This is a genomic window from Corynebacterium faecale (assembly GCF_030408735.1).
Classification (GTDB): Bacteria; Actinomycetota; Actinomycetes; order Mycobacteriales; family Mycobacteriaceae; genus Corynebacterium; species Corynebacterium faecale.
This window is the reverse complement of record NZ_CP047204.1, coordinates 1,072,070-1,093,824: the sequence shown is the minus strand read 5'-3', so window position 1 is coordinate 1,093,824 and position 21,755 is coordinate 1,072,070. Positions and strand designations below refer to the sequence as shown.

The following is a 21,755-nucleotide window of genomic DNA, read 5'->3' as shown; positions in this document are numbered from 1 at the left end:
ACCCACTAACGGACTGGCCACAATCTGGTTGTGTGCCTTCGTTACGATCTGTCTTCCGGGCTGGCTCTTGCCCCACACCGCGATCCGGCGATTCGGTCATGACTTAATAGCGTGACCTCTCACCGTGACCACCCCGGCAGGTGCCATGGTACTAGTCCCATCAGTGTCCTGTCTGTCCGGAACCTCGGATCTGCGGCCATCTGTCTCTCGACGTTTCAGAAAGCGTTGGCCATCATGACCACAGACATCACCACCGCCCATAGCACCATCGCCGGGGTCGACACTCACACCGACACCCACACCGTCGCCGCGGTAACAGCGACCGGTCAACACCTGGCCACCGAGACCTTTCCTGCTACCAGAACCGGGTACACACACCTCACGGAGTTCCTGAGCAACCACGGCGTGTGCACCGTCGGAGTAGAGGGAACCAACTCCTACGGGGCGGGGCTCACCCGGCATCTGATAGACCGTGGCTACCCGGTCGTCGAGGTGCTGCGCCCTACCCGCAGCATCCGACGGCGAGACGGGATATCAGATCCGGTGGATGCCCTTGCCGCCGCGCGGCAAGTCCTGACCGGGGAAGGGCTGAGCACACCTAAGGATTCCACTGGCCCGGTGGAGTCGTTACGAGCGTTACACATCGCCCGGAAACAGCTGGTGTCCACGACCGCGAAACTCATCACGACGATAAAGTCGTTGCTGGTCACAGCGCCTGATGATATTCGGGTCAGGTATTCCACGATGACCAACCACCGCATGATTAACGCCTTGGTTGCTTGTCGTCCGTCATTAGATCTTATCGATCCGAGAAATGGTGTGCTGACGAGCTTGAAGATTCTGGCCACGACTTACCGCGCGTTGCGTAAGCAGGTAGATGAGCTCGAAACCCGGATCGCTGCCTTGGTGGCAGTGATCAATCCGCATGTCAGCAATATCGTGGGATGCGGGCCTATCGTCGTCGCTGATCTGATCATCAGCATCGGGGGTAATCCTGAGCGCATCCATTCTGAGGCGGCGCTGGCGCACTTGTGTGGGGCGGCTCCTTTGCCTGCCAGCTCTGGGCGGACCAACCGGCACCGACTCAATCGCGGCGGTGGCCGAAGGGCCAACTCGGCGTTGTACCGGATCGCTGTGGTGAGGATGCGTTGTGACCAGCGAACCAAAGATTACGTGGCCAGGCGCACTGCAGAAGGGTTGTCGAAAAAGGAGATTATTCGCTGTTTGAAGCGCGCGATCGTCCGGGAGATCTACCGGGTCATATGCACCAAACGCAGCACGCCACAGCCCCGAGATCTTCACCGCGGTGAGCTGAAAGAACTGCGCATCGCGAAGCATCTCACTCAGGCAGTTGTAGCAGACAGCTTGGGATGCGCGCCGGCGCGGATCAGTGACATCGAAACGGGAAAACGCCCTTTGATGGAATTAGCTTCGGCCTACGAAAAGTTCCTGGAAAGTGCTTGACACGATATAGGAGCATCGCAACTACCAGTGCGGACAACGCTCTGGCCGAGTCCTTCAATACCGCGCTGAAGCGGGAAGTCCTCCAGGATCCCAAGACCTTCATGAACCAGTTGTGCTGCCGCCGAGACGTTTTCCGCTGGTGTACCCGTTGCAACACGGTGCGCCGGCATTCCTGGTGTAAATATCTCGCGCCTGCGGTGTTTGAGGAGCGCGGTTCTGTTATCCTGAAATCTGCTTCTTGATTAAATCCTCCGTGTCCACCATCCGGGGGTCGGGCCCTTGAAATTGACAGTTGAAGTAAAATTACGTTGTTTGCGAATCGTGAAGGAGTCAATCGCCCCATGCTTCCACGCAAAGGTTTGTGGAAGTCTCAGGCATTAGTTAACTAACGACGGCAAACTTTGTAGAATGGAAAACAGTAAGATGATGAATCGCAAGAAGCAAAAGTCAATTTTTAAAACTGTAGAGAAAAGTCCTGACTTCTCTACCAATGACCCAGTAATTGAACACGTTGATCGAGCTGGGCTTTCCATCCTTGGGGTACGCCCTAGTCTCCCTCAATATTGCCGACAGCTTTGGGCTCGTCGACACTTTATTTGGGCAAGCGGTAGTAGCCAAGTTCTACAAAAAAATCGCCGCCTGGCTCTTGGAAACGCATGGATGATTATCTCTCCGTTCATCGATGCCGCAATGTACGGAGTAATTTTCGGCCTAATTTTACAAACATCCCGCGGAATTGAGAACTTCCTCGGTTATCTTGTTATCGGCGTGATCTTCATGCGATTCATGACGCAAGGCCTGTCAGCTGGAACCGGACTCATTTCTGGATCTAAAAACATGATCAGATCCTTCACGTTTCCTCGAGCTGCTCTCGCTTTCTCCACTATCGTGCGTCAGCTCTTAGAAAACTTTGCTCCTGCTCTCGTCGCTATAGTCTTCGCGCTAGCTACACAGATTGGCCATCCTCCGACCTGGAGGATCGTTTTTATTCTTCCTCTCTACCTTCTACTTCATCTTTTCGCTCTTGGCATGATCTTAATTGTCGCACGAACTGTGGCCTTTATTCCTGATCTGGCGCAGCTTTTTTCAGTATTTCGGAGAGGTTGGTTCTATGTTTCAGGCGTCTTCTTCTCAGTGGAACGGTTCGATACGTTTCCGCTACTTCAGCAAATTATGATTGCAAATCCTGCCTATCAGTTCTTGCAGGCTTTTAGAGGCTGCGTTATTTATGCCACACTCCCTTCATTGGGGTCTTTTCTGTACCTTTCAGCGTGGAGTTTTGGAACTTTCCTCTTCGGGTTTTGGTATTTTTGGCGAGCTGAGGAGAAGTACATCAATGTCCAATAAAGCATCAATAGTAGTTCGGAATGCAACAAAGGAATATGCTATAAAAGCAGACCGTAGTTCAAGCTCCCAGCGCAAGTTTTTTAGAGCCAAATCAGTTGTTCACGCCTTGCGAGGTGTATCACTAATAGTCCGACCTGGAGAATCTGTTGGAGTTATAGGCAGAAACGGCTCGGGAAAATCGACATTATTGCGTCTCATCTCAGGCGGGGAATCTCCCTCGAGTGGACAAATTTTTACCAGCGCACAACCGCAACTCTTGGGTGTCTCCGCAGCTTTGATGCCTAACCTATCCGGAGCGGAGAACATTCGGATCGGTTGCTTGGCCGCAGGCATGGTTCCCAGCGAAATCCCCGCGGCTTTCGACGAGATATCAGAGTTCGCAGATTTAGGTAATTCCCTTTACCTGCCAATGAACACTTACTCTTCCGGAATGGGGGCAAGGCTTAAATTTGCAATCTCAACCTCAATTAGACCGGAGATTCTTTTGGTAGACGAAGCCCTGTCTACCGGCGACGCAGCCTTCGCAGATAAAGCCAAGCGTAGAGCTGAATCTCTCATCGCAGAAAGCGGTACATTCTTCCTAGTGTCGCACTCTGCGGGACAAATCGCCGAAATGTGTGAGCGAGCGATCTGGATACACGATGGACAAATCGTAATGGACGGGAACGTTCGCCGGGTCACCAAACTATATCGAAACTGGAGTCGTCGAATAAACTCAGGTGATTTAGACGATGCGGATAAACTACTGCGGTCCTCAGCTTCAGAATATACGCCGCCATTTCCAGTTTTCGACGACGAAATAGAACGGGGATCAATATTCTAACTAGCACTTATAGTGTTCAGTAGTCGGCGCGAGGGAACTAGCGACCCAGTTTTCACATCCGCTCCCTTGGTCGATGCTTTAGTAGACAGCAGCGATAGGTACTATTAGCTGAGTAAATATGCTGACAATCAAGCAGAACTAGGATTTTCATGACTCAACCTCCCCACATCTCAGGTGAAATGTTTGTTCCATTTCTAGATGCCGAAATAGCTCGAGAAAAAGTTCAAACTTTTATTCGGAGCGGTACTGTAGAAATAAACCCCAGCGAACCTGTGCGTATTGCTACAGGTCAAATATGGGACCCGTCCGAGCCTAGGGCTGAGGGCCGCAAAGCTCACGGTTGGCTTTTTGCACCATCTTGGTACTCTGCTGCCGAACTACTGACCGATGATGAAACCTCTCTCCTGTCGCAACAAATAGAAAAAGTCTTTCGTGTTTGGAAAGACCGTTCCTCGCTAACTGGTTCAATGGCCTACCACGACGAGACTACTGCGCAACGAGCCATGATGTTTGTAATGCTCCTGCACACTTTCCGGAAGGCACTACCCGACGATTTATTCGAACTACTAAATGCCGAACTGAAAAGCGATTTACTGTTATTGCAGTCAGAGGAATTTTATGCTGGTCTCAATAACCACGGAATGTTTCAGGACATAGCCCTTCTCGTTGCCACAGATTACGGATTTGCAGGAAACGAATCTATTAAGTTTGAAACTCGTGCTTTCACCCGCCTTCACGAGTACTTCGCTAAGTGTTTTACCAGCGACGGTATTCATACGGAGAATAACCCCACATATCACGTTATGGTGTCACGCTATCTGGTAAAAGTTGTCGAGTACGCGAAATATCGTGGTTATGGACAGCTATTTAAGAATCTCGAAACAGTGATGGCCAAAGCAGATCTGTATGCCGCATTTTCTGTGACACCATTTAGAACTTTCCCCCCCATCAGTGACACAAAATTGGGTGAACTAACCCCAGCTGCGGCGCGATCAACGTTTAAAGATGGTGCCTTTCTTGGAGCACTCACGAGTGGAGTAGAGGGAAAGCTACCCGAAGAAAATGTATTTGTAGCGGAGGAATCAGGGTATGCCATCGGCCGCTCAGGCTGGACCTCGATAAACGATTCCTATCTTTTCTTCAGCGCTGCATACAACGCCGACTACCACAAGCATTCCGACGAACTAAGTATCTATTATGCGGCGAATGGACACGAAATACTGGCTGAAGCTGGCCCGAACGGCTACCAATATGATGATCCCTTCACCCAGTTCGCCTTCTCAAGCTTCGCTCATAATACGCTAATTGTTGACGGTCAAGGATTGCCCAGAACAGATGACAAATCTCAGTTAACCACCCTTACAACTAATGAGGCTACTGAAACAACCTTAGATGTAACCGGACAAACTGGGAGGTATCGTCAGTTGGAATGGAGTCGGCGCGTCATCGCAAACTTCTCCGACAGAAGCCAACCTGCGCTAGTGGTAATCGATGACGTTACATCAAAAAACCCCCGCTCGTTAACTTTTCTTTGGCATCTGGGTGCGAAAGTAATTCCGTTTTTAAGGGGAAACTTCATTGAATTTTACAGTGTTGTCACGGAAAAGAAGATAGCGGAAATGCAATGGGAAGGTGAACCAGCCGTCTCAGTTCAGCAGTTCCTAGGTAAACGGCATCCCCGAGTTCAGGGGTGGAAGTTTCCTGAGATGGGTACAAGAGAGCCTTCTTATACTATCGAGGTAGAGTTCGAAAGCAGCGCTGCACAGATTCGCTGGACCTTGCGAACTAGTGACTTCCTCCTAGATGACCGGGGCGTAACCCCTTTCTCCTCGGAATGGAAGACATATTGGGGAGAAAAGCCGGTACATTACTTGTTAGAAGACCGGGCAGAGAAGTCCAAAACGGAACTAGCAGTCGTGTTCTCAGCAGTTCATGAAATTGGTGACTTTACGTTTAATTACCGAAACTCTTTAAAAGATTTTGATGGTCGTGTCCTTTACATTCTCGATGACTTCGGAGATCAAGGTTCGTACTATTTATCATCGGGAAGAAACTTAGCGGAATTCCGAAGTGTCCAAGGATTGATCAAGACACTTGTTAACACGATGGATCTCTCGTGGAAGAACGTGTTTACGTTAGGCTCGTCTAAGGGCGGGACCTCTGCACTACTACATGGAGTGAGCGCGGGCGTAGGGCATGTTTATGCGGGTGCACCTCAATATCTAATCGGCAACTTCCTAGAGAAGCCCCATCCCAATATTCTGGAATACCTCGCTGGTGGAACCTCTCATAATGATGTCTATTGGAGTAACAAAATTGCGAGCCGCATTCTTGCTTCTGGAGTTAGAAATACCGACATAACAGTTATCGTTGGCAAAAAGGATGGGCATTACCGAAATCATGTAATCCCGCTCGTAGATGACTCCCGCGCTTCGGGGTATACCACTGAACTCCTCACGCTGCCCGGGGCGCCACACTCATCATTTGGATCGGTATTTCGCGATTTCGTCCAAACGCTGTCAAGAAGTAGAAGTGAAGGATCAGATTTTATTCTACCGAATGTTACTAGCTACGACAGCAATGAGAAAGAGTTAGGCGTTGCTGTGGCCCTTCCGGAGGGCGCATCGGCTTTGGGTCAACTTTTTAATGGTCGAAATAAGGTGGGTTCGCTTGTCCGTTTCGCGGGAGGTACGGCTGTATGGAAGATACCCCAGCCAGGGATCTACCGAGTCCGCGTTTATGCGGAACTCCCCGGTCAAAATTCCCGGCAGGCTTTTGGCACAAAACCGGTTGAAATTAAACTATGAGTGAGGACTTCAAGTGCAAAGAAAGTTAGCTCAGCAATAACCGCCTTTACATTTTTGAATTATCAAATAATATATTTCTGACCTGAAAGTTGAACCAAAGTGAAAAGAGTCCGAGATACGTCTTGGTATGCAGATCTAACCTCTCAGAAGCGTGAAGGTCTCGCTGATGCCTTAACCAGCAATATTGTTTCCGGACACTACTCATTTCATAATCAAGGTGAGATTGTTGACTTCATTTATGAGGAACGTTCCGAGGACTCAAACGTTCTGTTGGTATGTTTTTCTTCAGCGGTGGGGGTTGAATCTACAGTTCCAAAGATGGAAGGACGCGGTTTGGCAAGCAAACTAGGCGTTTCTCTTCTTGCTTTCGCCGATCCTTCAGTCGCAGCGAGCACAAAAATTTCCACGAACTACTGTCTTGGCCGCAACGATCATGATTTTTTCGATGTTATGAGAAAAATTGTTCACAAGTTTGCCAAGGATCGGAGAATAATTTTTTTTGGGGTATCAGGTGGGGGATTCCCTGCGCTAAAGTTTGGAGATTTTTTTCCAGAATCACTCAGCTGCGTTATAAACCCCCGAGTCAATATTCTTGTAGGTAAGACTTTTTTCAGAACTAATAAGAGATTACTTTTCCCCCGGCAATCTTACTCAGAGTTGGATCGACAGAAGGCTCTCGTAAATGGTCGTGCTAAGAACCATGTTCTTTACATACAGAATATTGGCGACGAAAACTACTTCGGTTTTCAAATGGTTCCATACATAGTAAAAAACGAGGGCAACCAGAAGGTATCGGTCATACTTGGCGATTGGGGTCGTGGGCATAAGGCCATGCCAGGACCTCAGAGATCTGAAACTCTCCATGCCTTAATTGACGCTTCTAACTGGGCTGAAGGTCTTCAAAAGGTAGGCACGCAAGTTTCCTCACTTCGGACCCTTCAGGCTTTCCGCGCCGATTTGGAGGAGGCAGCTAAAGCAGGTATTCCTATCAACGAGACTAGGAATGAGCCTGCCACTCTGACGAGGTTACTATCTGAAGCTAGACACTCTAACCCAAAAACTGAACTGGGTTCTACAGATGGCAGACGACAAAACTCGAACGAAGAGCCTACGAGCGTGACTATGGTTAAGGAACGGCAGGTGGACTCCTCAAATCTTAAGAAGGATAAAACTTTGATAATTGGAAGCACCAAATTCAGCGTTTACAGCCCCAATTCTGTTGCTTGGAAAGCTAGCAATGGGTCGCGTTTCTCAAACGATCAGGAGTATAAGAACTACTTATTCTCTGACGAACGACTGACCCAGCGCGCGGACGTCTTTCTCAATATTTCATTACCCCAATTGAATCTGGCTTCTCAGGGATTCGAATACAAACATATACTCTCCTACTCCGAAAGTATGCCTGAAAAATTCAAGAGACTTCTTACATCAGCTGCGAAAACCTATCCGTTTCTAATCTTGGATGAGGTATCGGAGCTTTCAAAAGTGATGGATCCCGTCAGTCTTGCGAAGCAACTCTTGGATGAGCCTGGGGTCTTCGGGCTCTTTCGCTTAGATGACGACGACATTCTCGGTCTTGACTATTTCGAACAGATCTCTAGGTATTTGGCTGATCCCTTTGTCGGCATGAGAGTGTCTTTAGCCACAGGGTTCACAGGAATCTGGGAATCTAAGGAACTATCAGTAGTTCGAGAAGTGCACCGCCCGATGATTGCGATCGGATTACTATCGGTGTGCAGGTTAGAATCAGATGGATCGATAATAGCTCCGAAGCCAACTCCCCACAATCTTTCAGATAGAACTGCCCCTGTAATCCTTGATGGCAAAAGCCCATCCTATATCTGGTTGAGGCATCCGAGTCAGGATACTGAACTCAATCGGTCTGCTAAAGCAGACCCAATTAAGCGGTTAAAACGGGAATTGATCCAGTTTGAATCTCTGAGGTCGATCGATGAATTCGGCAGACAGTTTCCTGCTGTAGCTCCGTTTGTACGCGTTCCAAAAAGTACTGTTTTACAGGAAGCGCGAATAGAGCTTAGTGAGCTAGATGAATTTCTCTTTAGCGAGCCACTTAACAGCTTTGAAATTTCGCTCGATCTCGATGTTCGTCCAGGGTCCATTCCACGGAATGCCTTGCTTGCATTTGATCTGAGAGAGAAAGATGGTAGACCAATAAATTCGGCAGTAAATGCTCCGGGCCTTTCAATATCAAGCAATCCAGAAATTGGCCATTTTCGTGCGCTTACAACTAGGAGAGGACGGCGTGCAATCTCAGAAATGGTAGTGCTTCCAGATCAGGTTTATTGTTGGGGCGTGAAGATCCTGAAATATAAAAAACTTGATGCGGAAATTTTCATAAACCGACTCACTTATCACATGTTGTGAGCAAATCAAAGTTCTAAAGGACCAGTTTTCCACATGCCCACCAATCTTTTCATTTATGGCTCATGCGTTTCTAGAGATATTGTGAGGGTGACCCAGAATCGTTTCCGAGTTAGTCAGTATGTCGCGAGACAAACTTTTGCGTCTTCATTCGCTCCGCCGCTACCAATGCCCGAGGATCTTCCTGGACTAGATCATAATTTCGATAAACGATCTGTTATGGGTGATATCAGTTCTAATTTAGGTAGTGCTGTACGACGATGGGCTCCTGATTCCGATGCCATCATCATCGATATCGCAACTGAGCACTGGGGTGTTGTTCCTATCGAAGGCACCACCTACCTTACCCACAGCAGCGAGTTGAAAAAGTCTGGTTACCTTAACACAATTCGCCACGGTACAAGAATTGAGATGGGCACACCGAGGCACTTTCGCTTGTTCGAGATCGGAGCCAGAAAACTACAACGCCAACTTAGTAAGCTAGGCATAATTGAAAGTACCTTGGTTCTAAAAACCCCTTTCGCCACACACACCACTTTGGGGAAAGAGGTTCCCCTCTCGAAAGGACGGAAAGCTAGTGAGTGGGAGGATATTCAAGCGCCTTATTATGAACTTCTTAACAGTTTAGGATTCGCAGTTACGCCATCACCTCCATCTGAATTAGTGCTTTCTTCAGATTCTCATCGGTGGGGTCCCGCACTTTACCATTTTGTAGACGACCTGTATTTTTGGTGGGCTGACCACATTGACGAGTTCGTGGTAGGAACCAAACAGTCCAAGGAGCTGTAGGGACCGAAAGAGGTAACTTTCGGTAACTGGTACTCTAATATCTTCACGATATAAGAAAAACTAGCGGTGTTTTCTTTATTCTTCTCGGGTGCAGAATCTGGTTAGGTGGAGTAAAGCATCAGGGAAGTAACATTTACCAGTCGTGCTCTTTCCGATCGAGGGTGATGCTCTTATGTTGTGTCAAGCTGATTTGAGAAGTTCCTCATAAGCCAACCTCAACTCTGGCAAAGGACGCTTGCCGGTTTCGATATCACTGATCCTCGCCGGGGCACACCCGAGTGTTTCCGCAACCTTAGCCTGCGACAGCTGCCTCTCGACTCGTCGGGCTTTGAGCTCATCGACCCCTACTTGGCCCGTTGGAATAACAGGTTGGCCCAGGCAGACCACCCGGTAGACTTCCCTGACAATGGCACGTTTCAGACACCGTAAGATCTCCCTTTTCGATAGTCCTTCCTTCGTACGCTTGGCTACATAGTCCCTGATGCGCTGGTCATAATGCATCCGCACCAACGCAATCCGATGCAGCGCAGAATTCGCCCGCCGATCCCCACCCCGGTTGAGACGATGCCGATGAGTCCTCCCCGAACTAGCCGGAATCGGTGCGACCCCACACAGATGAGCCAAAGCCGCCTCGGAGTGAATCCGGCCTGGGTTTTCCCCAACACTGACGATCAGATCAGCCGCCACCACGGCACCACTGCCAAATATCGAGGTCACATGTGGATTGATTGCCTCAACCAGGATGCTGATGTGTTCTTCCAGCTTTTTGCCCTGCTTGTGCAAATCCCGGTAGGTGGTGGCCAATGTCTTCAACGCGATGTGACGCGCGTCGGCGTTTGGTGGTCAAGTCCGCGTGAGTGGTGTATCTGCCCTTTCGATAAAACAAGCAGCGTAACGACCTCAGGGACCATCACGAGCTAGAAACTGATGCTGGTTCATGCGGCATCCCTCCGTGTGATCTCAGAAGTAATGTCGTCCGCATCGATGATGTTCGCAGTCATCATCGCCTTGGTCTGCTCCAGGCTCGTCAGCGACATGTACCGCTTCTGCTGAATCCAATCATCATGCTGTTCCGCCAAGACCGCACCAACCAAGCGAACAACAGCGTCCCGGTTCGGGAAGATCCCCACGACATCGGTGCGCCGGCGGATCTCACGATTGAGTCGTTCGGTGGGGTTGTTTGACCAGACCTTCGTCCACACCGATTTTGGGCACTGGGTAAACGCGAGCAATTCGTCAAGGGCTTCATTCAGGTAATCGGCGACATGCGGGAACTTCTCCTGGCAAAACTCCACCACATCCCTCGCCTGAGCCCATACCGATTCAGCATCTGGCTGCTGGAAAATCGTATGGAACATCGCCGACAAGGTCGGCCATTGCGTTTTCGATACCATCCCGTACAGGTTCTTGGAAAAGTGCGTGCGGCACCGTTGCCAGGAGGCATTCGGTAACACCTCCCCAATCGCGTGCTGGATCCCCAGGTGAGCATCACTGGTCACCAGGTAGACCTCGGTGAGCCCTCGGGCTTTGAGGTCGCGAAAGAACCCTGTCCACGATGCGACGGACTCGGATGTGGCGACCTGCATGCCAAGTAACTCCCGATACCCTTCGGCGTTAACACCGGTGGCCAGCAGGACAGAGGTCTTCACTACGCGTCCGCCTTCCCTTACCTTCATGGTGAGTGCGTCGCAGGAAACGTAGAGGTAGGGTCCGGTATCTAAGGGTCTGGTGCGGAATTCTTCGACCATGACATCGAGGTCTTTGGCCATGTCAGACACCTGGGACTTCGACAAGTTGTTGATCCCCAAGCTTGCGACTAGGTCGTTCATTCTTCTGGTGGACACGCCCTTCAAATAACACGTGGCGATCACGGTGGTCAGGGCCCGTTCCGCTCGGGTACGCCGTTCGAGTAGCCAGTCCGGGAAGAAGGAGCCGGTGCGTAGTTTCGGGACTGCGACGTCGACGGTGCCAACCCGGGTGTCGAAATCCCGGTGACGATAGCCGTTGCGGACATTGGTGCGGGCATCGCTGACGGTAGCGTAATCGCCCGCCGCAGACCTGGTCGGCCTGGGTCGAGAGGATCTGGTTGATGAAGCCTTGAAGCATCTCGCGCATCAAATCGGGGGATGCTTGAGCGAGTAATTCGTCGAGATAGGTGGTGGGGTCGATAGAATAGGGGCCAGCGGCCATCGTGGGCTGTCCTTTCGAGGATAGGTAAGAGTTGATTCGAAAGGTACCTGCGGTGGTCGCCCATCTTTTCCATGGGGGTCGCCTACCGGCAGTTACAGATACACCACGCTAATGGACACGACCTTGAGGAGTTGGTGCGCTTAGGCAAGATTCGGTGGCGGATCGAGCATGACTATCGTGAACTCAAACACGGGTTGGGCCTGGATCATTTCGAGGGTCGGCACTGGTTGGGCTGGCATCACCACACCACGTTGGTCACGGCCGCGCATTTGTTTGTCACCCAGCAACGGTTGGCCGCCACCGACCCAAAAGCCCAGGTGGCGGGGTGAGTTTCTATGCTGTCCTCGCCGAACTTCAATCGATGGTCATCGAGTTGTTGGGGTGCTGCCCGTATTGCGGGCGCGCACCTACCTAACGAAGTACTACTAGACCCTGTCTCAAATCACCATACGGGCGCAGGTTACCGATCGCCACGGGAGGCACACCAGGACTGGACGAAACGCCTGGCTCAAGCGGCTTGATATTTAAGTAAATGACCCTCTACAAAACCCGGGGCTTGACAAGGCCCCATGCCCTTGGTACTGATGTGCACAAGGTGCTGATACTTTACACCCACTACGCAGAAAACCGGTACTAAATAGCCGAACGCGTCAACTCCTAAACGGAACGTGTTCTTTCACGACATCGTGCATAACATATTCCATGCTGTCATGTTTTAAAGCGACGGGCGGTTTCGGTCCCTAGACCGGTGAGTATATCCTCGGTAATCTTCGACGTTCCGGCTGATTATCTTGGCTGGAACGCCAGCCACTACGACATTATCCGGAACTTCTTTGGTAACTACCGCGTTGGCGCCCACGACAACATTACTTCCGATTTTTCCTCCCACACATTTCGCTCCGGGGCCAATATAGACGTTGTCCCCAACTTCAAAGTTCATCTGGTGTCTGGATCGCCCTCCGATGGTGGAGTTCTGTCCAATCGTGCAACCGCGACCGATCACAGCCCTAGGATGGATTGCCACTCCAATCCCGCCTACACCCAACTCTGTCCCTTCTCCAATTACTGCTTGGTAAGGAATTCTAGAGTTAAATTTAGAAAGCACAAACATCTCTAGAAAATGAGCTTGTTTTTCCATTCCCTCTAGATAGAGACCGTGAGCTAATCGATAAATACTCATCGCTCGAATCTTATTCAAATGACGTGACAAGAGATCATCAGCCCCTAGTTCTAGCCGAAAGGTTTGAACAGCGTGGTCCCCAGCTGGTATCAAGTACTTTTCCAAACTGGCGACTATCGAATCCTTAGGAGGGGAAGCAATGATCGGGAATCCGAAAACTGAAGAACCTACATGTGTTCCGGTTGGGTCAATGATTCCCGCCACGGTACTCTTTAGCTCAAAAATTTTCGCAGCAGAAATACTATCCTTTGATAGGCCGTGCACTACAATTGGTCGACCGTCCCGCTTCTCCTGCAAACTTGGGAATCCATCAAATCGTATGAAATCCGACATACCGACCTTTTTCGTACCTGTTTTTTGAGTGAGAACTCGAACTCGGTAATTTCCTGGCTTTTCCAAGGAGAAGATATGATTTGTAGAATTTGAATAGTCTGTCGCCTTAAGCTTTTCTTTGCCTGAATAGAGGTGAAAAGCAACCTTTGAGGCATCCGTGGCTACAGATACATTTAACTGATAAATGTTCTCGAGTTTCAGTTCGATTTGAATCATAGGAGTATTATAGGTGGTTTCTTAGTAAGTAGCTTGCACACGCTCACCTGAGTTTCACTCCTCTGCTACTAGATTTTTACCTTGTAAAGTATCAGCACCTTGTGCACATCAGTACCAAGGGCATGGGGCCTGCTGGGAATGGGATCAAGGACCTCAACCTCAATCCCGGGCCTGACGGTCAATCGATGTTGTCGAGAGTTTCCCAGAACTGGGCATGACGTTTCGTCCACGTCGTTGATGGCTCTGCAAGATACACACCTTTGATCTTGTAGGAATTGATAAACTTCCTTGATTGGGTCATCGCCACCACCGGCAACGGAATCATCAACGGACCTGACCCCCGTTTGGTAGACACCTAATATCCCAGCAGTTTGGGGAAGAAAGGTAATCTGCCACCATGCCGATCAAGACCTACACCGAGGAGTTCAAACGCGACGCTGTCGCCTTGTACGAAAACTCTGATGGTGCCTCGATCCAGAAGATCGCCAATGATCTTGGAATCAATCGAATGACCCTGAAAAACTGGATCACCAAGTATGGGGCCAACTCAACTCCGCACGGCGCTAACACAGCCACAGTTCTGTCAGAAGCTTCAGCGGATCCGCCAACTCGAGAAGGAAAATGCGCTCCTCCGCGAAGAGCGTGACATCCTGCGAAAAGCCGCTAAATATTTTCCCGGCAAGAGACGAGACTTTAGATCCGCTTCCAATTCGTTGATGACGCCCAGAAGAACCACTCGGTTAAGCGGTTATGTGAAGTGCTGAAACTCAACAGATCGACCTCATTTACAAATGGAAAAGTAGCGCCTCAAACAGGAAGAAACGCCTGCTCAACGACTCCATCCTCGGTGCCAGAGTCAAGACCGTGTTCGCTACTGAGCGCGGTTGCTATGGTGCGAAACGTATCACTGCTGAACTCAATGACCAGGTGAGGGACGAACCGGTGAATCACAAGCGGGTTGCCCGAGTCATGCGCGAACTCAAGCTGTTCGGATATACAAAGAAACGCAAGGTCACCACGACCGTCTCAGATCAGAAGAAACCAGTGTTTCCTGACCTTGTCGGCCGGAAATTCACTGCCGATAAACCAAACAAGCTCTACGTCGGGGACATCACCTACCTGCCGATTCAGGATCGGTCCAATATGTACCTGGCAACGGTCATTGACTGCTATTCTTAGCAAGACTGGCCGGCTTCGCGAACGCGGACCACATGCGTACCTCCCTGGTGCAGGAGGCGCTAAAAATGGCTAAAGGCCAGCGTGGAAGCCTTAAAGGTGCGATTTTCCACTCTGATCACGGCAGCGTTTACACCTCTCACGCATTCCAAGGCACCTGCAAAGAGCTTAGAATTAGGCAGTCAATGGGATCAATTGGCACCAGTGCGGACAACGCGTTAGCGGAGTCGTTCAACGCCGCACTCAAGAGGGAAGTCCTCCAAGATTCCAAACCTTTTCCAACCACTTGCTCTGCCGCCGGGATGTTTTCCGCTGGTGTACCCGCTATAACACCGTTCGCAGACATTCCTGGTGTAAATATCTCGCGCCAGCGGTGTTTGAGGAGCGCGGTTCTGTTATCCTGAAATCTGCTTCCTGATTAAATCCTCCGTGTCCACCATCCGGGGGTCGGGCCCCGGTTCCACGAGCCGTCGAAGACCTACTACGAACGAAAACGGGCTGAGGGCAAGCGCCATAATGCTGCGATCATGTGTCTGGCTAGGCGGCGGTGCAATGTTATCTACGCGATGCTGACCCGAGCTGAATTCTTCTTAGGAGGTTCCTGCCAGGGCGGCTGCTTAATTCCCTGTCAGCACGATCAGCTGGTCAACAACGTCCCGGTCGACCAGCCGATCACCCACGCCCAACATCAAGATCAACAACTACCCCCGAAGCGGCTTCCTGAGTACAGGGCCTACCTCTTGACAAAAACTTAGGGACACCCCGCTACCCCACCCCATCCCTGGCGATCATGTCTCTTGCCTCACGGGCGCGGTCGGGGGTGCAGAGGATGTCGTAGCGGCCGGCCACGATCTGGGTGGCGGAGGTGAAGTCGCGTTTGCCGCGGGAGGCCCAGTAGGGCACGGCGGCCAGCACTGTTCCAAAGACCACGCCCATGACCAGGCCGGTGAGCAGGGATGAGAACCAGAAGTCGGAGACCAGTCCCATGACCAGGCCGAAGAACAGGCCCAGCCAGGCACCGGAGGCGGCGCCGCCGGCAAGCACCCGGCCCCAGGTGAGTCGGCCGGTGACTTTTTCCACTTCCATGAGGTCCACGCCCACGATGGTCAGTTCTGCGACGGGGAATTCATTGTCGGAGAGCATGTCCACGGCGCGTTGGGCTTCGTCGTAGGTGTTGAAGCTGCCCACGGGCCATCCTTCGGGGCGTTTCTTCAGGCCTGGTTCGGTTTTGCCCCGTCCCCCGGATTGAGCTGGCTGCATCGTCATTTATCCATCACCCTTAATTCACAATCAAGCTATTTTCTAAACTTCTAATAAAACATCTGTCAATAAAACGGCTCAGCGTGTGCAAAGGTTCCCCGTCGATAAGCGTTAAGCTGTTTTTCATGAGTGGAAATACCCGTGTCTACGCTGGCCGCCTGTCGGGGATGGTTGTGCGTGGTCCTGATACCGATGTGATCGGGCGTGTGCGTGATGTCGTGGTCACGATCCGCCCTGAAGGCCATGATTCCCGTGCGCTCGGGTTGGTGGTTGAGCTGATCAATAATAAGAGACGTATTTTCCTGCCGATGTTGCGGATCGCTGCGATTGAGCCGAAGGACATCAATCTGATCTCGGGTTCGGTGTCCCTGCGGTCTTTCAAGGTGCGCACCGGTGAGTTGCAGGTGATGGGTGATGTCATCGGCGCGAAGGTGCACACGGATGATCCTGAGCTTGGTCAGCTCCATGGTCGTGCGGTTGAGATCGCTGATATCGAGCTGGAGCAGACACGCACACGCGATTGGATCATCTCCAAGGTCGCGCTGATCGGTGAGCGCCCGAAGTTCGGCCGCCGCCCCAGGTTGTATATCGCGCCGTGGAGCCATGTGCACGGCATCACGGCAGGCGGTGCGGGCGAGACCAACCAGACCGCCGAGCTGATCGCCGGCTTTGAGGACATGCGTCCGGCAGACGTGGCCACGCAGTTGTACGGCTTGCCTAAACAGCAGCGCGACGAGGTCACCGGTGAGCTTGACGACGAAAGACTCGCCGACATCCTCCAAGAGTTGAGTGAGGACCGCCAGGCGGAGCTGATCGAGACCCTCGATATTGAACGTGCCGCGGATGTGCTCGAGGAGATGGATCCCGATGACGCCGCCGACCTCCTGGGGGAATTACCCGATGACAAGGCCGACGTCCTGCTGGAGCTGATGGACCCGGAGGAATCCGCCCCCGTGCGCCGGCTCATGAGCTTCAACCCTGACACCGTGGGTGCGCTGATGACCCCGGAGCCGCTGATCATGGACCCCTCCACCACCGTGGCAGAAGCCCTTGCTATGGCCCGCAACCCTGACCTGCCCACCTCCCTGGCCTCGCTGATCTTCGTGGTCCGTCCCCCCACCGCCACCCCGACCGGCAAGTACCTCGGGTGTGTCCACCTGCAGAAGCTGCTGCGGGAACCCCCCTCCAGCCTGGTCGGTGGCATCCTGGATCCCGATCTGCCACCGCTGTATGCCAATGATTCCCAGGAGACCGCGGCCCGTTTCTTCGCCACCTACAATCTGGTGTGCGGACCGGTGCTGGATGAAAACGGGCACCTCCTCGGTGCCGTGGCCGTGGATGACCTGCTTGACCACATGTTGCCCGAGGACTGGCGCGATGCCGGTATCCGTCCCGGAATGAAGGAGGAGACCGTTGGCTGATTATTCCCGCTCAGACCTGGACACCCCACTGGTGGGATCAGGCCGGAAACGGTTGAATCTCAACGATGACACCATCGGTGTCTATGCCGAGAAGGTGGCCAGGTTCTTCGGCACCGGGCAGTACCTGTTCTGGCAGACGATCTTTGTCATCATCTGGATTCTGCTCAACATCGGTGGCTTCGCATGGAACTGGGATCCCTATCCCTTCATCCTGCTGAACCTGGCGTTCTCCACCCAGGCCGCCTACGCGGCCCCGCTGATCCTGCTGGCCCAGAACCAGCAGGAGGACCGTGACATGGTCACCATCCTCGCGGACCGACGCCGTGCGGAGGAGACCAAGGCCGATACGGAGTTCCTCGCCCGTGAGCTGGCCGGTGTCCGCCTGGCTGTGGGCGATATGGTCACCCGTGACTATCTCCGTCATGAGCTGGAGGATCTGCGCAACCTTCTGGAACGTGTGGAGGCCAAGCTTGATGATGCTGTGGCCTCACGGATCATGGATCCGCAGGATTTCAACGCCCCCACCCAGGGCGATGTGGTGGACTAGATTGGAGCAATGACTGCCGATATCCCCTGGGCACCTGCATTCAACAGCGTCGGTTGGACTCTCCCTGCCATCCTCACCGTTGAGCACACCGACCGTGCCGCGGACCACCTGAGGCAGTACTTCAGCACCACTAAGTCCGGCCTTCCCAAGTTCACCGGTTCCTTATTCGAGCACTTCGGCGGTGGCGGCGATAAGAAGAAGGTGAAGAATCAAATCACCGCTGAGGATCTGCTTTCCCTGTCGCTTCTGGATGCCCCTGTCCCGGCCGCCCAGGCGGTGCAGTTCCTCCTTCCATCCCACACCGGCAAACCGGTGGATCTCAAGCAGGTGGTGACCAGGAAATTCACTGCCCATCAACTCCCCTATGATCTTGAGCAGATCAATGAGCTCCTCGCATCAATTCCCACTGATGTGGGTCTCAGCTCCAAAAAGGCAGACAGACATATTGAGTCCGGAAATCAGCTCTGGGTGGCGCTCCGGAGGAAGGGCTTCGGCCCTGCGCGGGTAAGTAAACTCATCGCACGGAAACGACCCAAGCTCTTCCCCATCATCGATTCCGCTGTGGAACAGCAGCTTAATACAGACAGTATGGGCTTCTATGAGAATTTCCACACTGTCCTCCGCGCTGAGGACAAGGCCCTTGCACGACACCTCAAGAGCATCCGTGCTGAAGCTGCCAAGGGTTCTGATACCCAGAAAATCGCCGACCTCAGCACCATCCGGGTCTTCGACATCCTGGTGTGGATGGCCGCAAACGATCAGGCTTAGGTCTTCACCGCGGTCGGTACTACTATGTTCAGGTGATGTCTCAAGTAACCGAATCCGCTGTCCGCAGCGCGCTATCCCGCGTAGAGGATCCAGAGATCGGTAAGCCCATCACGGAGCTCGGAATGGTCAAGTCTGTGGCCATCGATGGCTCCGATGTGCAGGTGGAAATCTACCTCACCATTGCGGCTTGCCCGATGAAGACCACCATCGTCTCCAACACGGAGGCCGCCGTCAAGGATGTTGAGGGCGTGGGTGCCGTGCAGGTGACCACCGATGTGATGAGCGATGAGCAGCGCCGTGAGCTCCGCGTCAGCCTCCGCGGCACCGCTGCTGAACCAGTGATCCCCTTCGCCCAGCCCGGTTCCACCACCCGTGTGTACGCCGTGGCCTCCGGCAAGGGCGGTGTGGGCAAGTCCTCCATGACCGTGAACCTGGCTGCCGCACTGTCGGCGAAGGGGCTGTCGGTGGGTATTCTCGACGCCGATATCTACGGCCATTCCGTACCCGGCATGCTCGGTTCCGATGCCCGCCCACACCAGGTCGATGACATGATCATGCCGCCCCAGGCGCACGGCGTGAAGATGATCTCCATCGCTCACTTCGTCGAGGGCAATGCACCGGTGGTGTGGCGTGGACCCATGCTGCACCGCGCCATCCAGCAGTTCCTCACCGATGTCTTCTGGGGCGATCTGGATATCCTCCTGCTGGATCTGCCACCGGGAACCGGAGATATCGCCATCTCCGTGGCACAGCTCATCCCCAACGCTGAGCTGCTCATCGTGACCACTCCGCAGGCCGCCGCAGCAGAAGTTGCTGAACGTGCCGGATCCATTTCACAGCAGACCAATCAGAAGGTCGCCGGCGTGATCGAGAACATGTCCGCCATGGTTCTTCCCGATGGCACCACCATGGATGTCTTCGGTGCCGGCGGCGGGGAGAAGGTGGCCAAGCGCCTCAGTCTCATCACCGGTGAGGATGTCGCGGTTTTAGGTTCCGTGCCGCTGGATCCATCCCTGCGGATGGGCGGCGATGTGGGCAATCCCATCGCCATCGCTGAGCCGGCCTCCCCCACGGCCGCAGCCATCAATGAGATCGCTGACAAGCTGTCCAGACGCAAGGTGTCCATCGTGGGCAAGACCCTGGGACTGGGAGTCAAATAGATTAAAGCCAGCACTGAAAAGTGCTGGCTTTTTCCATGACGGCTGATCGACTCAGATCAGATCCGTCCAGGAGTATCCGCTTCCCGCCGGTGGCTTGCCATTCTTGTCGTCCTGCTGCGGGGACTCAGGGCGTTCAACAACCGGGGAGCGTTCCGGCTCTTCACCGGTACGGGCCACCTGTTCACGGTGTGCCTCACCTGCGGTGTCCTCTGACATGATCTTCTTCGGATCGAAAGAATCCAGGAATTTCTCATCGCCCTCAAACAGGGCTTTGGTGATGGCCGCCTTCGGCGTCATGGAGCGCAGCTGTGCGATCTGGGAGATGGGTTTGCGGATCTCGTCGAATTCCTCACCGAAATCGGTGTCCAGGTTCTCCTTGGCATCATTGATGGCCTTGCGGGCAGCGAAGATGGCCGCTTTTACATCTTCAATCAGACGGGGCAACCGTTCGGGGCCGATGATGATGAGGCCCACGATGAAGAGCAGGAGGATCTCTCCCCAACCGACATTAGAAAACATGCATCCAGACCTTAGCTAGTCAAAGGGGCGGGGTTTAACGCCCCTGGGTGCGACGGACGGCGCGCACCACGGATTCAACTTTAGCCACAAAGGACTCAGGTCGTTGAATTGCCACGTCCTCGGCGCCCGGTCCCGGGGAGCATTCATTGGCCAGGCTCATCAGTTTCGCCTTGAGGTCTGTCGGTGCCGTGACATTATCGCTCTTGCACTCAGAGCGCACAAAATCCACCGTGTGGCGCTGATTGTTAATCTCATCCCTGCATTCAGCGCAGTGCACCAGATGCAGACGCGCACGATGCATGGCACCCTTGCTCAGTTCATTATCCACAAACATCGCCGCAGCATCAGAGGACAGGTGATCAACTGAGGCAAACTGCCGGGTTTTGTTCTGTACTTCCTGGGATTTCTCCACCAGCTTCGAGGTGACGGCATCCAGCTGTGGGCGGGTCAATCTGCTCTTTGGCCTTCGAGTCTTCTTCGGTGTGTCCTGCGAGTTGGTGCTGGATTCGCGGACCTTGGAGCTGAGGTCCCCAGTGGAATCGGAATTGAATATCATTTCCGAAAACCTCCTGTTGCTCATCGACGACGGACTATGGATGGACGCGTTAATACATGCCTTTGCGTTCCACGCTACCTAATTAGTTCAACGCCTGTGGTTATGAATGAGTTCCCAAGGCTGAAAACTTCACGTCACCCCACGATCGAGCTAGGTGGTCGGCACCAGGAGAGCGGTCTCCTCGTTGACCTGCGCGGCGGCCTCGAGACTTGCCCGGAGCTGCCCACGACCACGGTGGATGCGGGAACGAACGGTTCCCATCTTCACACCGAGGGTTTCAGCGATCTCGTCATAACTGAGCCCGACAACATCACAGAGGATGACTGCGACACGGAAATCCGGACTGAGCACATCCAGTGCCTCCTGGAGCGCCGGATCAAGGTTGGCCACCGTGTAGGCCTGCTCTGGCGTCATGTCCGTTCCGGGAACACGCTCATAATCCTCCGGGAGGGCCTCCATGCGGATCTTGCCGCGGTGGCGCACCATGTCCAGGAAGAGGTTGGTGGTGATGCGGTGAAGCCACCCCTCGAAGGTTCCCGGCTGGTAGTTCTTCAATGAGCGGAACACACGCATGAACGTTTCCTGAGTGAGATCCTCAGCGTCATGCTGGTTACCGGAAAGACGGAAAGCCAGACGGTAAACACTGTCCGCATGTTCCGCAACGAGCTCGCCCCAGGTCGGCATTTCTGCCTGACCCGCATCAAATGCAGCGGTACCGGTCAGTTCCTCAGTGTGTTCCACTGGGGCGGGATCGGTGGCAGCAGATGCAGGGTCTCGGGGCTTGATTGTCATAAATGCAATTCTGCCCGAGTGAACT

Annotated in this window: 15 protein-coding genes and 6 pseudogenes; 14 read left to right on the top strand and 7 right to left on the bottom strand. The window is 53.0% G+C overall.

The genetic code is table 11. From position 1 onward, the window contains the following. Positions 1-234: 234 nt before the first annotated feature. From CFAEC_RS05130 to CFAEC_RS05100, 7 genes and pseudogenes are all read left to right on the top strand, one after another. On the top strand, positions 235-1,464 hold the full coding sequence (locus tag CFAEC_RS05130) for an IS110 family RNA-guided transposase (protein ID WP_290279411.1): 1,230 nt from the start codon (positions 235-237) through the stop codon (positions 1,462-1,464). 23 nt (positions 1,465-1,487) lie between these two features. Continuing rightward, positions 1,488-1,706 (top strand): annotated as a pseudogene (locus CFAEC_RS05125) (integrase core domain-containing protein); the annotation flags it as partial. Positions 1,707-1,872: 166 nt separating this feature from the next. Then, positions 1,873-2,811, top strand: coding sequence for an ABC transporter permease (locus tag CFAEC_RS05120; protein ID WP_290279410.1), 939 nt, complete (start codon positions 1,873-1,875; stop codon positions 2,809-2,811). Then, positions 2,801-3,634: an ABC transporter ATP-binding protein gene (locus tag CFAEC_RS05115; protein WP_290279408.1), complete on the top strand. Its 834-nt coding sequence runs from the start codon at positions 2,801-2,803 to the stop codon at positions 3,632-3,634. Before CFAEC_RS05120 ends, CFAEC_RS05115 begins: the two co-directional genes overlap by 11 nt. A gap of 149 nt (positions 3,635-3,783) precedes the next feature. Continuing rightward, positions 3,784-6,441 carry a heparinase II/III domain-containing protein gene (locus CFAEC_RS05110; RefSeq protein WP_290279406.1) on the top strand — a complete coding sequence of 886 codons (2,658 nt, stop codon included), beginning with the start codon at positions 3,784-3,786 and terminating at the stop codon, positions 6,439-6,441. Between the two features lie 99 nt (positions 6,442-6,540). After that, on the top strand, positions 6,541-8,826 hold the full coding sequence (locus CFAEC_RS05105; RefSeq protein ID WP_290279404.1) for a glycosyltransferase: 2,286 nt from the start codon (positions 6,541-6,543) through the stop codon (positions 8,824-8,826). A 33-nt stretch (positions 8,827-8,859) separates the two neighbouring features. After that, a complete protein-coding gene (locus CFAEC_RS05100) occupies positions 8,860-9,612 on the top strand; it encodes a DUF6270 domain-containing protein (protein WP_290279402.1) in 753 nt (250 codons plus the stop codon). A 180-nt stretch (positions 9,613-9,792) separates the two neighbouring features. Here the strand turns inward: CFAEC_RS05100 and CFAEC_RS05095 are convergent. Then, a pseudogene (locus CFAEC_RS05095) lies at positions 9,793-10,431 on the bottom strand (transposase); the annotation flags it as partial. 116 nt (positions 10,432-10,547) lie between these two features. Further along, positions 10,548-11,802 (bottom strand): annotated as a pseudogene (locus CFAEC_RS05090) (IS256 family transposase). Positions 11,803-11,924: 122 nt separating this feature from the next. On the opposite strand from CFAEC_RS05090, the pseudogene CFAEC_RS05085 reads away from it, so the two are divergent. Beyond that, a pseudogene (locus CFAEC_RS05085) lies at positions 11,925-12,131 on the top strand (transposase); the annotation flags it as partial. Positions 12,132-12,517: 386 nt separating this feature from the next. Here the strand turns inward: CFAEC_RS05085 and CFAEC_RS05080 are convergent. After that, a complete protein-coding gene (locus CFAEC_RS05080) occupies positions 12,518-13,531 on the bottom strand; it encodes a serine O-acetyltransferase (RefSeq protein WP_290279400.1) in 1,014 nt (337 codons plus the stop codon). A gap of 397 nt (positions 13,532-13,928) precedes the next feature. On the opposite strand from CFAEC_RS05080, the pseudogene CFAEC_RS05075 reads away from it, so the two are divergent. Then, positions 13,929-15,125 (top strand): annotated as a pseudogene (locus CFAEC_RS05075) (IS3 family transposase). Between the two features lie 43 nt (positions 15,126-15,168). Continuing rightward, positions 15,169-15,297, top strand: a pseudogene (locus CFAEC_RS14320) (IS110 family transposase); the annotation flags it as partial. A 175-nt stretch (positions 15,298-15,472) separates the two neighbouring features. Here CFAEC_RS14320 and CFAEC_RS05070 read toward each other — a convergent pair. Further along, a complete protein-coding gene (locus CFAEC_RS05070) occupies positions 15,473-15,973 on the bottom strand; it encodes a general stress protein (protein WP_435384260.1) in 501 nt (166 codons plus the stop codon). A gap of 119 nt (positions 15,974-16,092) precedes the next feature. On the opposite strand from CFAEC_RS05070, the gene CFAEC_RS05065 reads away from it, so the two are divergent. Genes CFAEC_RS05065 through CFAEC_RS05050 form a run of 4 tightly spaced genes read left to right on the top strand, consistent with a single transcriptional unit; the run spans position 16,093 to position 19,863 of the window. Further along, the gene (locus tag CFAEC_RS05065; RefSeq protein ID WP_290279398.1) at positions 16,093-17,388 is read left to right on the top strand and encodes a magnesium transporter MgtE N-terminal domain-containing protein; all 1,296 of its coding nucleotides are present in this window, start codon (positions 16,093-16,095) and stop codon (positions 17,386-17,388) included. Then, on the top strand, positions 17,381-17,935 hold the full coding sequence (locus CFAEC_RS05060) for a DUF1003 domain-containing protein (RefSeq protein ID WP_290279396.1): 555 nt from the start codon (positions 17,381-17,383) through the stop codon (positions 17,933-17,935). The genes CFAEC_RS05065 and CFAEC_RS05060 overlap by 8 nt, the downstream gene beginning before the upstream one ends. A 9-nt stretch (positions 17,936-17,944) precedes the next feature. Continuing rightward, positions 17,945-18,703, top strand: coding sequence for a DUF6308 family protein (locus CFAEC_RS05055; protein ID WP_290279394.1), 759 nt, complete (start codon positions 17,945-17,947; stop codon positions 18,701-18,703). A gap of 35 nt (positions 18,704-18,738) precedes the next feature. Further along, a complete protein-coding gene (locus CFAEC_RS05050; RefSeq protein WP_290279392.1) occupies positions 18,739-19,863 on the top strand; it encodes an Mrp/NBP35 family ATP-binding protein in 1,125 nt (374 codons plus the stop codon). A 51-nt stretch (positions 19,864-19,914) separates the two neighbouring features. On the opposite strand, the gene tatB is transcribed toward CFAEC_RS05050, so the two are convergent. The 3 genes from tatB to sigE form a co-directional block, all read right to left on the bottom strand. Next, positions 19,915-20,382, bottom strand: coding sequence for a Sec-independent protein translocase subunit TatB (gene tatB, locus CFAEC_RS05045; protein WP_290279391.1), 468 nt, complete (start codon positions 20,380-20,382; stop codon positions 19,915-19,917). A 34-nt stretch (positions 20,383-20,416) separates the two neighbouring features. Then, positions 20,417-20,938 (bottom strand): anti-sigma factor family protein, encoded by a 522-nt coding sequence (locus CFAEC_RS05040; RefSeq protein WP_290279389.1) that lies wholly within the window; start codon positions 20,936-20,938, stop codon positions 20,417-20,419. A gap of 150 nt (positions 20,939-21,088) precedes the next feature. Further along, positions 21,089-21,730, bottom strand: coding sequence for an RNA polymerase sigma factor SigE (gene sigE / locus CFAEC_RS05035; protein ID WP_290279388.1), 642 nt, complete (start codon positions 21,728-21,730; stop codon positions 21,089-21,091). Between the last annotated feature and the right edge of the window lie 25 nt (positions 21,731-21,755).

What these genes read in the sequence shown, in the direction of transcription:
- CFAEC_RS05130 (WP_290279411.1), top strand. Translation starts at nt 235, where the DNA reads ATGACCACAGACATCACCACCGCCCATAGCACCATCGCCGGGGTCGAC.
- CFAEC_RS05120 (WP_290279410.1), top strand. Translation starts at nt 1,873, where the DNA reads ATGGAAAACAGTAAGATGATGAATCGCAAGAAGCAAAAGTCAATTTTT.
- CFAEC_RS05115 (WP_290279408.1), top strand. Translation starts at nt 2,801, where the DNA reads ATGTCCAATAAAGCATCAATAGTAGTTCGGAATGCAACAAAGGAATAT.
- CFAEC_RS05110 (WP_290279406.1), top strand. Translation starts at nt 3,784, where the DNA reads ATGACTCAACCTCCCCACATCTCAGGTGAAATGTTTGTTCCATTTCTA.
- CFAEC_RS05100 (WP_290279402.1), top strand. Translation starts at nt 8,860, where the DNA reads ATGCCCACCAATCTTTTCATTTATGGCTCATGCGTTTCTAGAGATATT.
- CFAEC_RS05080 (WP_290279400.1), bottom strand. Translation starts at nt 13,531, where the DNA reads ATGATTCAAATCGAACTGAAACTCGAGAACATTTATCAGTTAAATGTA.
- CFAEC_RS05070 (WP_435384260.1), bottom strand. Translation starts at nt 15,973, where the DNA reads ATGACGATGCAGCCAGCTCAATCCGGGGGACGGGGCAAAACCGAACCA.
- CFAEC_RS05065 (WP_290279398.1), top strand. Translation starts at nt 16,093, where the DNA reads ATGAGTGGAAATACCCGTGTCTACGCTGGCCGCCTGTCGGGGATGGTT.
- CFAEC_RS05055 (WP_290279394.1), top strand. Translation starts at nt 17,945, where the DNA reads ATGACTGCCGATATCCCCTGGGCACCTGCATTCAACAGCGTCGGTTGG.
- CFAEC_RS05050 (WP_290279392.1), top strand. Translation starts at nt 18,739, where the DNA reads ATGTCTCAAGTAACCGAATCCGCTGTCCGCAGCGCGCTATCCCGCGTA.
- tatB (WP_290279391.1), bottom strand. Translation starts at nt 20,382, where the DNA reads ATGTTTTCTAATGTCGGTTGGGGAGAGATCCTCCTGCTCTTCATCGTG.
- CFAEC_RS05040 (WP_290279389.1), bottom strand. Translation starts at nt 20,938, where the DNA reads ATGATATTCAATTCCGATTCCACTGGGGACCTCAGCTCCAAGGTCCGC.
- sigE (WP_290279388.1), bottom strand. Translation starts at nt 21,730, where the DNA reads ATGACAATCAAGCCCCGAGACCCTGCATCTGCTGCCACCGATCCCGCC.